This window comes from Enterobacter asburiae (assembly GCF_001521715.1).
Classification (GTDB): Bacteria; Pseudomonadota; Gammaproteobacteria; order Enterobacterales; family Enterobacteriaceae; genus Enterobacter; species Enterobacter asburiae.
The window spans coordinates 1690533-1705961 of record NZ_CP011863.1; the positions used below are offsets into that span (position 1 = coordinate 1690533).

Annotated in this window: 11 protein-coding genes and 2 tRNA genes; 6 read left to right on the plus strand and 7 right to left on the minus strand. The window is 57.9% G+C overall.

The features are described 5' to 3' along the window. The first annotated feature begins 37 nt into the window (after positions 1 to 37). From purU to ACJ69_RS08335, 3 genes are all read left to right on the plus strand, one after another. On the plus strand, positions 38 to 880 hold the full coding sequence (gene purU / locus ACJ69_RS08325; RefSeq protein WP_054830181.1) for a formyltetrahydrofolate deformylase: 843 nt from the start codon (positions 38 to 40) through the stop codon (positions 878 to 880). Positions 881 to 1037: 157 nt separating this feature from the next. Then, positions 1038 to 1122, plus strand: a tRNA-Tyr gene (locus ACJ69_RS08330). A 35-nt stretch (positions 1123 to 1157) separates the two neighbouring features. Beyond that, positions 1158 to 1242: transfer RNA gene (locus ACJ69_RS08335), tRNA-Tyr, on the plus strand. Positions 1243 to 1350: 108 nt separating this feature from the next. On the opposite strand, the gene ACJ69_RS08340 is transcribed toward ACJ69_RS08335, so the two are convergent. Next, positions 1351 to 1794 carry an Lrp/AsnC family transcriptional regulator gene (locus ACJ69_RS08340; RefSeq protein WP_029740417.1) on the minus strand — a complete coding sequence of 148 codons (444 nt, stop codon included), beginning with the start codon at positions 1792 to 1794 and terminating at the stop codon, positions 1351 to 1353. A 108-nt stretch (positions 1795 to 1902) separates the two neighbouring features. Between ACJ69_RS08340 and ACJ69_RS08345 the strand changes: the two genes are divergently transcribed. Next, positions 1903 to 2799: a DMT family transporter gene (locus ACJ69_RS08345; protein ID WP_029740416.1), complete on the plus strand. Its 897-nt coding sequence runs from the start codon at positions 1903 to 1905 to the stop codon at positions 2797 to 2799. Here the strand turns inward: ACJ69_RS08345 and narI are convergent. The 5 genes from narI to ACJ69_RS08370 all read right to left on the minus strand — a co-directional run bounded on the left by narI (position 2796) and on the right by ACJ69_RS08370 (position 11233). Continuing rightward, a complete protein-coding gene (gene narI / locus ACJ69_RS08350) occupies positions 2796 to 3473 on the minus strand; it encodes a respiratory nitrate reductase subunit gamma (protein ID WP_023312107.1) in 678 nt (225 codons plus the stop codon). The genes ACJ69_RS08345 and narI overlap by 4 nt on opposite strands. Then, the gene (gene narJ / locus ACJ69_RS08355) at positions 3473 to 4183 is read right to left on the minus strand and encodes a nitrate reductase molybdenum cofactor assembly chaperone (RefSeq protein ID WP_029740415.1); all 711 of its coding nucleotides are present in this window, start codon (positions 4181 to 4183) and stop codon (positions 3473 to 3475) included. The genes narI and narJ overlap by 1 nt, the downstream gene beginning before the upstream one ends. Further along, a complete protein-coding gene (gene narH / locus ACJ69_RS08360; RefSeq protein ID WP_059346879.1) occupies positions 4180 to 5715 on the minus strand; it encodes a nitrate reductase subunit beta in 1536 nt (511 codons plus the stop codon). Before narH ends, narJ begins: the two co-directional genes overlap by 4 nt. Further along, positions 5712 to 9455, minus strand: coding sequence for a nitrate reductase subunit alpha (locus ACJ69_RS08365; protein ID WP_039263581.1), 3744 nt, complete (start codon positions 9453 to 9455; stop codon positions 5712 to 5714). The genes narH and ACJ69_RS08365 overlap by 4 nt, the downstream gene beginning before the upstream one ends. Before the next feature lie 380 nt (positions 9456 to 9835). After that, complete coding sequence (locus ACJ69_RS08370) at positions 9836 to 11233, minus strand: NarK family nitrate/nitrite MFS transporter (RefSeq protein ID WP_059346880.1); 1398 nt, start codon at positions 11231 to 11233, stop codon at positions 9836 to 9838. A gap of 309 nt (positions 11234 to 11542) precedes the next feature. Between ACJ69_RS08370 and narX the strand changes: the two genes are divergently transcribed. Further along, a complete protein-coding gene (gene narX, locus ACJ69_RS08375) occupies positions 11543 to 13339 on the plus strand; it encodes a nitrate/nitrite two-component system sensor histidine kinase NarX (protein ID WP_059346881.1) in 1797 nt (598 codons plus the stop codon). Then, positions 13332 to 13982, plus strand: a complete 651-nt coding sequence (gene narL / locus ACJ69_RS08380; RefSeq protein ID WP_008499531.1) for a two-component system response regulator NarL — start codon at positions 13332 to 13334, stop codon at positions 13980 to 13982. Before narX ends, narL begins: the two co-directional genes overlap by 8 nt. 3 nt (positions 13983 to 13985) lie before the next feature. On the opposite strand, the gene ACJ69_RS08385 is transcribed toward narL, so the two are convergent. Next, positions 13986 to 15392 carry a YchO/YchP family invasin gene (locus ACJ69_RS08385; protein ID WP_059346882.1) on the minus strand — a complete coding sequence of 469 codons (1407 nt, stop codon included), beginning with the start codon at positions 15390 to 15392 and terminating at the stop codon, positions 13986 to 13988. Between the last annotated feature and the right edge of the window lie 37 nt (positions 15393 to 15429).

Genomic DNA, 15429 nt, shown 5'->3' on the forward strand with positions numbered 1-15429 from the left:
ACCCAGACTTCGCAAATACAAACAGGATTTCCCGGCGATGCAATCATTACAACGTAAAGTTCTGCGCACCATCTGTCCCGATCAAAAAGGACTGATCGCACGAATTACCAACATTTGCTACAAACATGAACTGAATATCGTGCAGAACAACGAGTTCGTTGACCACCGTACCGGCCGCTTCTTTATGCGTACCGAACTCGAAGGTATTTTCAACGACACCACCCTGCTTGCCGATCTCGACAGCGCGCTTCCGGAAGGTTCCGTACGCGAGCTGACCCCAGCCGGTCGACGCCGCATTGTGATCCTGGTGACCAAAGAAGCACACTGTCTGGGCGACCTGCTGATGAAAGCAAACTACGGCGGTCTGGACGTGGAAATAGCTGCCGTTATTGGCAACCATGAGACGCTGCGCACGCTGGTCGAGCGTTTTGATATTCCGTTCGAGCAGGTTAGCCACGAAGGCCATACCCGTGAAGAACACGACGATTTGATGGCCCAGGCCATTGAAGCGCATAACCCGGACTACGTGGTGCTGGCGAAATATATGCGCGTGTTAACGCCCTCCTTCGTGGCGCGTTTCCCGAACAAGATCATCAACATTCACCACTCGTTCCTGCCGGCCTTTATCGGTGCTCGCCCATATCATCAGGCGTACGAGCGCGGGGTGAAGATCATCGGAGCCACCGCGCACTACGTGAATGACAACCTGGACGAAGGTCCAATCATCATGCAGGACGTGATTCACGTGGACCACACCTACACGGCCGAGGACATGATGCGTGCAGGGCGTGACGTTGAGAAGAACGTGCTTAGTCGTGCGCTGTATCAGGTGCTGGCGCAGCGTGTCTTTGTCTACGGCAACAGAACCATCATTCTTTAATCTTTCGGAAAATGAATTGATTAGCTTTGCGCCTTTACGGATAAAAAGCAGGCAAACAGCTTCATTTCCCTAAAGGAATGCTTTACAGGGGCGTCTCATTTGATATGATGCGCCCCGCTTCCAGCAGGAAGCAGGCCAGTTAAAAGCATTACCCCGTGGTGGGGTTCCCGAGCGGCCAAAGGGAGCAGACTGTAAATCTGCCGTCATCGACTTCGAAGGTTCGAATCCTTCCCCCACCACCATCTCTCAGCACAACCTCAAAATTTGAATTACCCCTGGTGGGGTTCCCGAGCGGCCAAAGGGAGCAGACTGTAAATCTGCCGTCATCGACTTCGAAGGTTCGAATCCTTCCCCCACCACCATCACTTCCAAATAACTCTGAATCTCCTTTTTGCACCAGGCATCATGCATTTCCGTAACGGGGAAGCCTTCGTAGGCGCAGCCGCCACCCGGCGACAGAAGCCAGAAGCCTACATCGGCGGCAAACGACGCTTCACCGGCGAACTCTTCACAATCGACGTATTGCACTGGGCATGCTCCGCCAGGCCGTCCAGCAGCACATCCAACTGCTCTATCGATCGCACCACCAGCCTAATCACAAAGCAATCTTCCCCGGTGACTTTGTCACTCTCTATACACTCCGGCATCGCCTGAATGTATTTATCCACCTTATGCAACAGCCCCGGCAAAGGCCGCACGCGCACCAGCGCCTGCAGCGTATACCCCAGCGCCGCCAGATTCACCCGTGCGCCATACCCCTGAATCACACCGCGCTCTTCCAGCCTCTTCAGGCGTTCTGCCGTGCTGGGGGAAGTCAGACCGATGCGTCCGCTGAGCACCTTCAAAGACATGCGCGCATCCTCAACCAGACAGGCTAAAATTTGTCGGTCGATATCATCGAGAAGGTATTCCATCGTTTTCACCTAATTTTAAAAAGCCATTATTGCATTTCACCTTATCTCATCCCTGTAAAACCCGACAGCGATTTTCGACAATAGCGTCATACAATCAGGAGGTGGATGATGCGTGATTTCCATAAAGGCGTCTGGCAAATGAGCCTGGCGATGTTAATTTCCGGCTCAATCGGTGCGTTTGTTTTACTCAGCGGTCTGCCGGTGACGGAGGTGGTGTTCTGGCGCTGTCTTATTGGTGCAATGGCGCTTTTTATTTTTATCCGAATAAGTCAAAAGCCCTTCAGTCCCCTCACCCGCACCACGCTGCTGCTGGCCATTCTCGGCGGCGTGGCATTAGTGGTGAACTGGCTCCTGCTCTTCGCGGCCTATGAGCGGATCTCTATTGGGCTTTCGACCGTAGTCTATAACACCCAGCCGTTTATGCTGGTCCTGATGGGGATGTTTTTAGGTGAACGCGTCAGCCTCGTGAAATGGGGCTGGCTGTTCCTCGCCTTCGGCGGCGTGGTGATCTTGCTCTCCAGCGAGCTGACCGGCGCGCATGGCAGCGAATGGCTCGCCGGAATCGGCCTGGCGATGGCCGCGGCTTTCTTCTATGCGGTCACGGCCATTATCGCCCGCAAGCTCAGATCCGTTGCGCCGCAGCATATTGCCTTTATCCAGGTGCTGACGGGCGTCGTGATGCTTTTACCTTTTGCCAGCATGCCGTCATTTTCAGGTGATTTTCCCTGGCCGACTCTGCTGACGCTGGGCATCGTCCATACCGGCATTATGTACCAGCTGCTCTATAGCGCAATTCAGAAGCTGCCTACGCCCATTACCGGCTCCCTGTCGTTTATCTATCCGGTGGTGGCGATCGTTGTCGATAATCTGGTGTTCGGACACTCGCTGAACCTGACGCAGCTGGCGGGCGGCGCGCTGATCCTGTTTGCTGCCGCGGGCAATAACCTGGGCTGGGGCGAAAAAAAACCCCGCGAGTGCGGGGTGAGTGTCAAAACGGTGAATTAGCGACGGGCGCGCACAATCTGGTATTTGCGCGTCAGGTACTCTACCGGCGCGCTCCAGATATGCACCAGACGAGAGAACGGGAACAGCACAAACAGCGTCATCCCCAGCACCAGGTGAACGCGGAAGATAAACGCCACGCCGTCCAGGTGCGCGGAGGCTCCGCCGTGGAAGGTCACCACGGACTGCGCCCAGCCGACCAGCTTCATCATTTCGCTCCCGTCCATATGCTGCGCCGAGAACGGAATGGTCAGCAAACCCAGCGCGCACTGCACCATCAGCAGGGAGAGGATCAGGATATCCGCTGCGGTCGTGGTCGCACGCACGCGCGGGCTGAACAGACGACGTTTCAGCAGCAGCAGGCCACCGACCAGAGTCATCACGCCACAGGCACCGCCGGCGATCATCGCCATTTTCTGCTTCACCTCAATCGGTAGCCACGCTTCATACATCCAGTGCGGCGTCAGCATCCCCAGGAAGTGACCGGCAAAAATCCCCAGAATACCGATGTGGAACAGGTTAGAGCCCACATGCATACCCTTGCGATCCAGCATCTGGCTGGAGGCGGCACGCCAGGTGTACTGGCCGTAGTCGTAACGCAGCCAGCTTCCCACCAGGAACACGGTGCCCGCGATATACGGGTAAATGTCAAAGAAGAACATATTCAGGAAGTGCATTAGTGCCGTCCTCCGTTAGAGATATTCAAATATTGCGGGGCAACCGCGCCGGCAAAACGACGCTGGTGAGCGGAGATTTCAGACTCGCCGCAGTTCTGGTCAGCAAAGAATTTCACCTGCTCTTCTTCCCAGACCGCGTCCAGCGCTTGTGGCGTATCATCGCGGGCTTCATCCGCAATTTTCTCCGCCACTTTTTCACTGTCGACCGCGGCGTTGGCCAGCTTCACCAGCAGATCGAACAGCACCGCATAGCGGCTCTCCCGCTGCTGAAGACGCGCGCCGAGCAGCGCCAGGATCGGCGCGATGTCCTGCAGACCGCCCAGCGCCTCCTCTTTCGGCAGCTGCGCCAGGTACTCCAGATACAGCGGCAGATGATCCGGCAGCTCGCGGCTGTCGAGCTGCAGGCCGTGCTGTTCGTACTGGGCCATCAGGTCGACCATCGCCTGACCGCGGTCACGGGACTCACCGTGCACGTGTTCAAACAGCAGCAGCGAGGTCGCGCGCCCGCGGTCAAACAGCTGGCTGTAGTCCGCCTGCGCGTCCAGAAGGTCGCGCGCTAACAGATCGCGGAGGAAAACGCCCAGCGTCTGGGCATCCTCTTTATCCAGGTTTTCAGATGACGCGAGTGCATCAAAGAGTTCCTGCTGATGCTGCGCAAGCGCAGCATCCGGGTACTCGAGCAGACGCGAAACAATGACGAGTTCAATCATTGGTGCGGCTCCGTTTTGCTGGTCACATCCATGGCATCGATGCGGCGGCTGTTGAACAGGTTGAATTTGCTGTCTGACCCGTGGCAACCGTCGCCAAAGGTAAAGCCACAGCCATTTTTTTCCGGGAAGGCTTCGCGGGCCAGCTCGCGATGGCTGCTCGGCACCACGAAACGGTCTTCGTAGTTGGCAATCGCCAGATAGCGGTACATTTCCTGCGCCTGCGCTTCGGTCAGACCGACCTCTTCCAGCGCGCGGGTATCGGTCATACCGTCTACGGTTTCCGCACGTTTGAAGTGACGCATCGCCAGCATACGCTTCAGCGCGAGCAGAACCGGCTGGGTGTCCCCTGCGGTTAACAGGTTCGCCAGGTACTGAACCGGAATACGCAGGCTTTCCACGTCCGGCAGGATGCCGTTGCTGCCCAGCTCGCCCGCGTCAGCCGCGGACTGAATCGGCGACAGCGGCGGCACGTACCAGACCATCGGCAGGGTGCGGTATTCCGGATGCAGCGGCAGCGCGAGCTTCCAGTCCATTGCCATTTTGTATACCGGTGACTGCTGCGCCGCGTCGATGACGCTCTGCGGCACGCCGTCCTTCAGCGCCTGCTCAATCACCTTCGGATCGTTCGGATCGAGGAACACGTCCAGCTGACGCTGATACAGATCTTTCTCGTGCTCGGTGCTCGCGGCGTTTTCAATCGCGTCCGCGTCATACAGCAGCACGCCGAGGTAGCGAATACGGCCTACGCAGCTTTCTGAGCAGACGGTCGGCATTCCGGCTTCGATACGCGGGTAGCAGAAAATGCACTTCTCGGATTTACCGCTCTTCCAGTTGAAGTAGATTTTTTTGTACGGGCAGCCGGTGATGCACATACGCCAGCCGCGGCACTTGTCCTGGTCGATCAGCACGATGCCGTCTTCTTCACGCTTGTAGATGGCGCCGCTCGGGCAGGTCGCCACGCACGCCGGGTTGAGGCAGTGCTCACACAGGCGCGGCAGATACATCATGAAGGTGTTTTCGAACTGGCCGTACATCGCCTTCTGCATGTTCTCGAAGTTCTGGTCTTTGGCGCGTTTCTCGAACTCGCCGCCCAGAATCTCTTCCCAGTTTGGACCGCTGGTAATCTTATCCATGCGCTGACCGGTGATCAGCGAGCGAGGACGGGCGATCGGCTGGTGCTTGCTTTCCGGCGCGTTGTGCAGGTTCTGGTAGTCGTAGTCGAACGGCTCGTAGTAATCGTCGATGCCCGGCAGGTGCGGGTTAGCGAAGATTTTACCCAGCAGCATCGCGCGGTTACCCATGCGCGGCTGCAGCTTGCCGTTGATTTTACGGATCCAGCCGCCCTTCCACTTCTCCTGGTTTTCCCAGTCGGTCGGGAAGCCGGTGCCCGGCTTGCTTTCCACGTTGTTGAACCAGGCGTACTCCATACCTTCGCGGCTGGTCCAGACGTTTTTACAGGTGACCGAGCAGGTATGACAGCCGATGCATTTATCCAGATTCAGCACCATGCCGACTTGTGAACGAATTTTCATTTTACGCTCTCCTGTACCTGGTCATTACCTTCGCCGTCTAACCAGTTAATATTCTTCATCTTACGTACCACCACGAACTCATCGCGGTTCGATCCTACGGTGCCGTAGTAGTTAAAGCCGTAGGCCAGCTGCGCATAGCCACCGATCATGTGGGTCGGCTTCGGCGTAATGCGGGTCACGGAGTTGTGGATCCCGCCGCGCTGCTCGGTAATTTCTGACCCTGGCAGGTTAACGATACGTTCCTGCGCGTGGTACATCATGGTCATCCCGGCCGGTACGCGCTGGCTCACCACCGCACGCGCCGTCAGGGCACCGTTGCTGTTGAACACTTCGATCCAGTCGTTATCTTCAATACCCAGATCTTTGGCGTCCGTTTCGCTCATCCAGACAATCGGACCGCCGCGCGACAGGGTCAGCATCAGCAGGTTGTCGCTGTAGGTTGAGTGAATACCCCACTTCTGGTGCGGCGTCAGGAAGTTCAGCGCCTTCTCTGGGTTACCGTTCGATTTCGCGCCCATCACCGCTTTCACGGAGCGGGTGTCGATCGGCGGACGGTAGACCAGCAGGCTTTCACCGAAGTCGCGCATCCACTGGTGATCCTGATAGAGCGACTGACGGCCTGACAGGGTGCGCCATGGGATCAGCTCGTGAACGTTGGTGTAGCCCGCGTTATAGGACACGTGCTCATCTTCCAGGCCTGACCAGGTCGGGCTGGAGATAATCTTGCGCGGCTGCGCCTGAATATCGCGGAAGCGGATTTTCTCTTCCTCTTTATTCGTCGCCAGGTGCGTATGGTCGCGGCCGGTGAACTCGCTTAGCGCCGCCCAGGCTTTCACGGCAACGTGGCCGTTGGTTTCCGGGGCCAGGGTCAGGATCATCTCTGCCGCATCAATCGCCGTGTTCAGCATGGGCTGGCCTTTCGCCGGGCCGTCCGCTTTGGTGTAGTTGAGCTTGCGCAGCAGATCCATTTCGCTCTGGGTATTCCAGGCGATCCCCTTCCCGCCGTTACCGATTTTCTCCATCAGCGGGCCGATAGAGGTAAAGCGCTCGTAGGTTGCCGGATAGTCGCGTTCAACCGGAATAATGTGCGGCGCGGTTACGCCCGGGATCAGGTCGCATTCGCCTTTTTTCCAGTCCTTCACGTCCAGCGGCTGCGCCAGTTCGGCGGCGGAGTCGTGCTGGATTGGCAGCGTCACCACGTCTGTCTCTTTGCCGAGGTGCCCTACGCAGACTTCGGAGAATTTCTTCGCGATGTCCTTGTAGATATCCCAGTCGCTTTTCGATTCCCACGCCGGGTCAACGGCCGCAGACAGCGGATGAATAAACGGATGCATATCCGAGGTATTCATGTCGTCTTTTTCGTACCAGGTCGCGGTTGGCAGCACGATGTCGGAGTACAGGCAGGTGCTGGACAGACGGAAGTCGAGCGTCACCACCAGATCCAGCTTGCCGTCGAGACCGTTATCTTTCCACTCCACCTCTTCCGGCTTCACGCCGCCCTGCTTGCCGAGATCTTTCCCCTGGATACCGTTTTCGGTACCGAGCAGGTATTTCAGCATGTACTCGTGGCCTTTACCGGACGAGCCCAGCAGGTTTGAGCGCCAGATGAACAGGTTACGCGGGTGGTTTTTACCGTTTTCCGGCTGCTCTGCCGCGAAGCGGATAGAGCCATCCTTCAGGGATTTCACGGTGTAATCCACCGGTGACATGCCCGCCTGCTTCGCCGCTTCCGCGATGCGCAGCGGATTAGTGCCCAGCTGCGGCGCCGACGGCAGCCAGCCCATACGTTCAGCACGCACGTTGAAGTCAATCAGGTGGCCGCTGTAGCGGGATTTATCCGCCATCGGCGACAGCAGCTCCTGCGCGGTGACCGTTTCGTAGCGCCACTGGCTGGAGTGGTTATAGAAGTAGGAGGTGCTGTTCATATGGCGTGCCGGACGCTGCCAGTCGAGGGCAAACGCCAGCGGCTGCCAGCCGGTCTGCGGACGCAGTTTTTCCTGACCCACATAGTGTGCCCAGCCGCCGCCGCTCTGACCGACGCAGCCGCAGAAGATCAGCATGTTGATCAGACCGCGATAGTTCATATCGAGGTGATACCAGTGGTTCAGACCCGCACCGACGATGATCATCGAACGACCGTGCGTTTTGTCCGCGTTTTCTGCGAACTCACGTGCGATACGGGTAATGTGCGCGCGAGGCACGCCGGTGATCTGTTCCGCCCAGGCCGGGGTGTAGGCTTTCACGTCGTCATAGCCGGTTGCGCAATTTTCATCGCCCAGACCGCGCTCAAGACCATAGTTCGCCATGGTCAGGTCATAAACGGTGGTGACCAGTGCGGTAGAGCCGTCGGCCAGCTGCAGGCGTTTAACCGGCAGTTTGTGCATCAGAACGTTTTTCAGTTCAACCTTGTTGAAATGCTCTGAACCTTCACCGCCGAAGTACGGGAACCCGACCTCGGCGATCTCGTCCTGGCTGCCCAGCATGCTCAGGCGCAGCTCCGTTTCTTCGCCGGTGGTGCCGTTGCGTTGCTCAAGGTTCCACTTGCCCTTCTCGCCCCAGCGGAAGCCGATAGAGCCGTTTGGCGCCACCAGCTCGCCGTTGCTGTTATACGCAACGGTTTTCCACTCAGGGTTATTTTCCTGGCCCAGCGAATCCACCAGATCGGCGGCGCGCAGCGTGCGGCCAGCAGCATAGTAGCCCTCACGCTCTTCCAGCATGACCAGCATCGGCATGTCGGTGTAGCGGCGAACGTAGTCGGTGAAGTACTGGCTTGGCTTATCAAGATGGAATTCACGCAGCATGACGTGGCCCATCGCCATCGCCATCGCGGCGTCGGTACCCTGTTTCGGCGCCAGCCACAGATCGCAAAGCTTGGCGATTTCCGCGTAGTCAGGGGTCACCGCTACGGTTTTGGTGCCTTTGTAACGGACTTCGGTAAAGAAGTGCGCGTCCGGCGTACGGGTCTGAGGAACGTTAGAGCCCCAGGCGATGATGTAGCTGGAGTTATACCAGTCCGCAGATTCCGGCACGTCGGTCTGCTCGCCCCATGTCTGCGGAGAAGCAGGCGGCAGGTCGCAGTACCAGTCGTAGAAGCTCAGGCAGGTACCGCCGATGAGCGACAGATAGCGCGCCCCGGAGGCGTAAGAGACCATCGACATCGCCGGAATTGGCGAGAAGCCCGCCACGCGGTCAGGACCGTAGGTTTTGACGGTATAGACGTTGGAGGCGGCAATCAGCTCGTTCACTTCTTTCCATGAGGAGCGAACGAAACCACCGCGACCGCGAGCCTGCTTGAAGCTTTTTGCTTTGTCCGCGTCTTCGATGATGGAAGCCCAGGCATCCACCGGATCGCTGTGCTGCACTTTCGCTTCACGCCACATTTTCATCAGGCGCTTGCGCATCAGCGGGTATTTCAGACGGTTAGCGCTGTAGAGATACCAGGAGTAGCTGGCGCCACGCGGGCAGCCGCGCGGTTCGTGGTTTGGCATATCCGGGCGGGTGCGCGGATAGTCGGTCTGCTGCATTTCCCAGGTCACCAGACCGTTTTTTACGAAAATCTTCCAGCTGCATGAACCGGTACAGTTCACGCCGTGGGTCGAACGGACGACTTTGTCATGCTGCCAGCGCTGACGGTAACCGTCTTCCCAGTCCCGGTTGGTATCCAGAACCTGGCCGTGCCCATCGGCAAAAGTTTCACCCTTCTGTTTGAAGTAGCGAAACCGGTCCAAAAATTTGCTCATCGGGTATCTCCTGTGTGGAGCCTGTGGCTCTCTAAATCGACATTGCTGATTTGCAGCGAAGGTAACGCCCTGAAAGAGGGGGAGAATTGATAACGATCAAGACGAGGAGGGACTTTTCGGGGAGGGGTTATACCAAATACCACCAAAGCAGTATCTTCAAAAAATTCATATCAATATGAAATATAAAGTTATTTTTATTTTATCGTACAAAAAGCCAGTCAAAATTTAACATCTCAGGTATTAAGGGGTAGACCCACCTGCAAAGCGATGGCGATCACAGTGTCACCGCGGGCGTCTGCCGTAAAGCCGTAAGTATGTTGTAACTATTATTCAGGCTAAAAAAAACGCGGCCCGAAGGCCGCGTAAACGGATAATCACACTTACTTATTTTTCTTGGTATTTCGGCCATATACCAGCCACGTAATCACAACGCAGGCGATATAGAAGACGAGGAAGACCTTCATGGCACCGGCCGGAGAGCCGGTCAGGTCCAGAGAGATACCGAACGCTTTCGGGATAAAGAAGCCGCCAATCGCGCCGATGGCAGAGATAAAGCCCAGCGCCGCAGCCGTATCCGTCGCCGCTTCGCGCATGGCCTGCTCTTCTGTGCCGCCCTGCGCCTTCACGCGATCCATCGTCAGCTTACGGAAGATCACGGAGATCATCTGGAACGTGGAAGCACTTCCCAGCCCGGCCGTCAGGAACAGCACCATAAACACGCCGAAGAAGGCAATAAAGTTACCGCCCTGCCCGTTGGCTGGCAGCGTCAGGAACAGCAGCGCGCAGAAGACCGCCATCACGACGAAGTTAACCAGCGTCACGCGGGTGCCGCCGAGACGGTCAGAGACCATGCCGCCCAGCGAACGCGCCAGGGCGCCAATAAACGGTCCGAAGAAGGCAAAGTGCAGGATCTGAATCTCCGGGAACTGCGTTTTCGACAGCATCGCGAAGCCCGCGGAGAAGCCGATAAACGAACCGAAGGTGGCCAGATACAGCAGCGCCATCACCCAGAGGTGTCCACGCTTCAGCACCGGCAGCTGTTCGCTCAGCGACGCCTTCGATGCGGAAAGGTCATTCATAAAGAACCAGGCTGCCAGAGTGAAGACCACCAGGAAAGGTACCCAGATCCAGGCTGCGTTTTGCAGATAGAGGGAAGAACCATCCGCCTGCTCAACGCCACCGCCGCCAAAGGCCGCAAAAATGGAGACCGAGATCGCCAGCGGGGCAATGAGCTGCATCACGCTGACGCCCATGTTCCCCAGACCGCCGTTAATGCCCAGCGCGCCGCCCTGCTTCGCTTTCGGGAAGAAGAAGCTGATGTTCGCCATGCTGGAGGCGAAGTTCGCGCCCGCAAAACCGCACAGCAGGGAGATAATCACGAACACGCTAAACGGCGTAGAGGTATCCTGCACCGCGAAGCCGAGCCAGACGCAGGGGACGATCATGATGCCCGTGCTGAACGCCGTCCAGCGACGTCCGCCAAACACCGGCACCATAAACGCGTAAGGCACACGCAGCAGCGCGCCTGACAGCGACGGCAGCGCGGTCAGCATAAACAGCTGATCGGTCGTAAACGTAAACCCAACTTTCGGCAGATTGACCGCCACCGCGCTAAACAACATCCATACGCAAAACGCTAATAACAAACACGGCACGGAAATCCATAGATTCCGGCTTGCTACACGATGGCCGCGCTGTTGCCAGAACGCCGGCTCCTCTGGACGCCAGTCTGTAATAACGGCACCATTTTCCCTTTCGGGAGCGGATGAGTGACTCATAGACACCTCTGATTCTCGAATGATGCTGCAAACATTAGGGTTTTAGGGCGGCGGTAAGTTGATATAAATCAAAGGAAAAGTGGGAGGTTTTACGGCGCAAAATAAGGCCTCACCCTTAGTGAGTAGGCTAATTCGGTAAAAAAGACGTGGTTTTTCACGGCACTGAGGGTTCCTGGCTACCCCCACCTCCTTCCCTCTACTCCGTTGGCAATTTAGGGGTAATCCTTTATTGGTATGGGTATACTCCAGGGTATGCACCAGAATAGCGCCATTCCTGCAAGCAGGCCACGTCAGGAGCACGCCACCTCTATGTTAAAAAGATGTTTATCTCCGCTGACGCTCGTGAATCAGCTAGCCCTTATCGTTTTGCTGTCCACCGCCATCGGCGTGACCGGCATGGCGATCTCCGGCTGGCTGGTACAGGGCGTACAGGGTAATGCGCATGCCATCAACGAGGCAGGCTCGCTACGCATGCAGAGTTATCGCCTGCTGGCGTCGGTTCCCCTGACGCAGGACGATCGGCCCCTGATTGATGAAATGGAGCGCACGGTCTTCAGCCCCGAACTGGAAAACGCCGCCATCCGCGCCGGTCAGCAGTCCCAGCTAAACGCCCTTCAGGGCTACTGGCACACCCAGCTGGAGCCCGGGCTGAAGCAGGCGCGCAGCACCGAAACCGTTGCGCAGGACGTGGCGGGGTTCGTCTCACGCATCGATGCGCTGGTCTCCTCTTTCGACCAAACCACCGAATTACGCATCGACCGGGTGGTGATGGTGCACCGCGCCATGGCGCTGTTTATGGGTCTGCTGCTGATCTTCACCATCGTCTGGCTCCGCGCGCGGCTGCTGAACCCGTGGAAACAGCTGCTGGCAATGGCCCGCGCGGTCACCGCGCGCGATTTTACCCAGCGCACGCACATCAGCGGGCGCAACGAGATGGCCATGCTCGGCCAGGCGCTCAACACCATGTCGGCAGAGCTCTCCGAGAGCTACGCGGTGCTGGAACAGCGCGTTCAGGAAAAAACGGCCGGACTGGAGCAGAAAAACGAGATCCTCTCCTTCCTGTGGCAGGCCAACCGCCGTCTGCACATGCAGGTGCCACTTTGCGAACGCCTCTCTCCGGTGCTGAACGGTCTGCAAAATCTGACCCTGCTTCACGACCTTGAGCTGCGCGTCTACGACGTGGAAGACGAAGATAACCACCAGGAATTTACCTGCCAGTCCGATATGTCCTGCGATGACAAAGGCTGCCATCTTTGCCCTCGCGGCCTGCCGCCGCTGACGTCCGGCGGCACCACGCTGAAGTGGCGCCTGACTGACAGCCACACCCAGTATGGTATTCTGCTGGCAACGCTGCCAGCCGGGCGTCACCTGAGCCACGACCAGCAGCAGCTGGTTGATACGCTGGTCGAACAGCTCACGGCCACGCTGGCGCTCGACAGGCATCAGGAAAAGCAGCAGCAGCTGATCGTCATGGAAGAGCGCGCGACCATCGCCCGCGAGCTTCACGACTCGATCGCTCAGTCGCTCTCCTGTATGAAAATGCAGGTGAGCTGCCTGCAGATGCAGGATGCTGAGATGCCCGAAAGCAACAAGCAGCTGCTCAGCCAGATCCGCAACGAGCTGAACACCTCCTGGATACAGCTTCGCGAGCTGCTGACCACCTTCCGTCTGCAGCTGACCGAGCCTGGCCTGCGCCCGGCGCTGGAGGCCAGCTGTCACGAATTTAGCGCCCGGCTGGGGTTCCCGGTGAAGCTAGACTACCAGCTGCCGCCGCGGTTTGTTCCCTCCCACCAGGCCATACATGTACTGCAGATCGCCCGTGAAGCGCTGAGCAACGTGCTTAAACATTCCGGCGCGACGGCGGTAACGGTCACCGTCAGCCAGCACAACAATCAGGTGAAGCTCACGGTTCACGACAACGGCCGCGGCGTGCCGGAAAATGCCGAACGCACTAACCACTATGGTTTAATTATTATGCGAGACCGCGCCCAAAGCCTGCGCGGTGATTGCCAGGTTCGCCGGAGAGAGACGGGCGGCACGGAAGTTGTCGTCACCTTTATTCCCGAGAAACCGCTTACAACTGCTCAAGGAGAAACCCATGACTAATCAGGAACCGGCATCCATCCTGCTGATCGACGACCATCCGATGCTGCGTACTGGCGTGAAACAGCTGGTCAGCATGGCACCCGATATCACCGTGGTTGGCGAAGCCAGCAACGGTGAACAGGGCATTGAGCTTGCCGAATCCCTCGATCCCGACCTGATCCTGCTCGATCTGAATATGCCCGGTATGAACGGTCTGGAAACCCTCGACAAGCTGCGGGAAAAATCGCTTTCCGGGCGCATCGTCGTCTTTAGCGTGTCGAACCATGAAGAGGATGTGGTCACGGCGCTGAAGCGCGGGGCGGATGGTTATCTGCTCAAAGATATGGAGCCGGAAGACTTGCTTAAGGCGCTGCAGCAGGCCGCGGCGGGCGAGATGGTTCTCAGCGAAGCCTTAACGCCAGTGCTGGCCGCCAGCCTGCGCGCCAATCGCGCCACCTCTGACCGCGACGTCAGCCAGTTAACCCCGCGCGAGCGCGATATTCTCAAACTCATTGCCCAGGGGCTGCCTAACAAGATGATCGCCCGCCGCCTGGACATCACCGAAAGCACGGTCAAAGTGCACGTGAAGCATATGCTGAAGAAAATGAAGCTAAAATCCCGCGTTGAAGCCGCGGTGTGGGTGCATCAGGAACGCATTTTTTAAGGATTACTCCTCCGGCAGAAGCTTCCAGCGCGGGTCGTTGTCCGGTAATGCGACCAGCGGCTGCACGACGGTCAGCACGATCTCATTGGACGAGACGCGCTGGCCTTTCTCATCTTCCACCACCGCCGACAGGTGCCAGCGGTTTGTTGCCCCTTCACGGTCATCCCAGGCAGGCATAATCACGCTCCAGCCGTCGCTGCTGTTGCTTTTAGCCGGCGACGTCAGGCTCAGCGCCTGCGTATCCCCCTGCCAGTGGATCTGACGAATGCCGTTCGCGCTGCGAACCTGCAGCTTCAGCATGACGGTCTCGCCCCCTTTGAGATCCCACGGCGGCGTTGCCAGCCAGACGGACAGCGTTTTACGCTGGCGGAACTCCATCACCGGCAGGCTATTGCGCTCCGGCGAGTCGTAGCGGCTTCCGCGCAGGGAGCGCGTGGCGGCGACTTCACCGGCGGAAAGCTGCTTCACCAGCGGCACGCCAAAGCGATAGTTGAGCTTCAGTCCGAGGTTATTCTGGCTCTCGCCGCTTTCGCCCTGCTTATGCGCGGCGGTCAGGGTGACCAGCGGAACGGGGGTATAGTTAAGCCCCAGATTCACCGCCACCGGATTGTGATAGCCCGTTCCGCTGTTGAAGAGGTCGACGTTATCGCCAAAGTATTGCTCGAAGCTGACGCTGGTATTGAGATGATGGAACCACGGCAGCCAGGCTTTAGCGGTGACGTCATATCCGCGCGCCATACGCTGCTCCTGGACGTCGGAGCGATCGCGCCAGCCGGCAAAGGGCTGATAATAGTTGGCCGACAGGCGCAGATTTTCCCCCCACGCTTCCGCGCCCAGCCCGGCACGCTGCAGGTTTTCATCCAGTAGGTTATCGTAAAAGGTGTTGTAACCCAGGAGCCATTTCCCGGCGACCCAGCGCTGACCGATTCCTGCGTTACTGACCAGGCCATCCGTCTGCTGGGTCAGGCCAAGCTGGCTCCAGCTCAGATAACGGTTGTTATCGTTCCAGGGGATAAACCAGCTCCCGCTGCTGCCATTAAATTTGCCATCGTTATCTACCAGCAAGTTCACGCTGGCGTTCCCCCAGGGCGAAAGCCAGGACTCAATCTGCTGGTTCACTTCGCCGCTCACCGCGTCGCGCACCTGGCCAAACGCAAACTGCCGCGCCTGCTCGCCCGTTGTCAGGCCGTTGTCGGTCATGCTGGCTTCACCAAACGCTTTCGCCATTTCGGCCAGGTGCTTCTCCCCCTCGCCCGTTGGCGCCGCCATGCCGAGGTCGGGCAAACTGTCCCCATTATTATCAAAGGGATTTTGCGCCTGATGCATAAAGGAATTCGACGCACCGTGAACGGCTCCGACCGTAACAAGGGAGAGTAATAACAGCAAACGAATGCGGGACGATACAGCCATCAACGTCGTAAATAAGAACCTGTGTTTATGAATAAAC

Coding starts and splice junctions, on each gene's coding strand:
- purU (WP_054830181.1), top strand. CDS start 38: ATGCAATCATTACAACGTAAAGTTCTGCGCACCATCTGTCCCGATCAA.
- ACJ69_RS08345 (WP_029740416.1), top strand. CDS start 1,903: ATGCGTGATTTCCATAAAGGCGTCTGGCAAATGAGCCTGGCGATGTTA.
- narH (WP_059346879.1), bottom strand. CDS start 5,715: ATGAAAATTCGTTCACAAGTCGGCATGGTGCTGAATCTGGATAAATGC.
- ACJ69_RS08370 (WP_059346880.1), bottom strand. CDS start 11,233: ATGAGTCACTCATCCGCTCCCGAAAGGGAAAATGGTGCCGTTATTACA.
- ACJ69_RS08385 (WP_059346882.1), bottom strand. CDS start 15,392: ATGGCTGTATCGTCCCGCATTCGTTTGCTGTTATTACTCTCCCTTGTT.
- narI (WP_023312107.1), bottom strand. CDS start 3,473: ATGCACTTCCTGAATATGTTCTTCTTTGACATTTACCCGTATATCGCG.
- narL (WP_008499531.1), top strand. CDS start 13,332: ATGACTAATCAGGAACCGGCATCCATCCTGCTGATCGACGACCATCCG.
- ACJ69_RS08365 (WP_039263581.1), bottom strand. CDS start 9,455: ATGAGCAAATTTTTGGACCGGTTTCGCTACTTCAAACAGAAGGGTGAA.
- ACJ69_RS08340 (WP_029740417.1), bottom strand. CDS start 1,794: ATGGAATACCTTCTCGATGATATCGACCGACAAATTTTAGCCTGTCTG.
- narJ (WP_029740415.1), bottom strand. CDS start 4,183: ATGATTGAACTCGTCATTGTTTCGCGTCTGCTCGAGTACCCGGATGCT.
- narX (WP_059346881.1), top strand. CDS start 11,543: ATGTTAAAAAGATGTTTATCTCCGCTGACGCTCGTGAATCAGCTAGCC.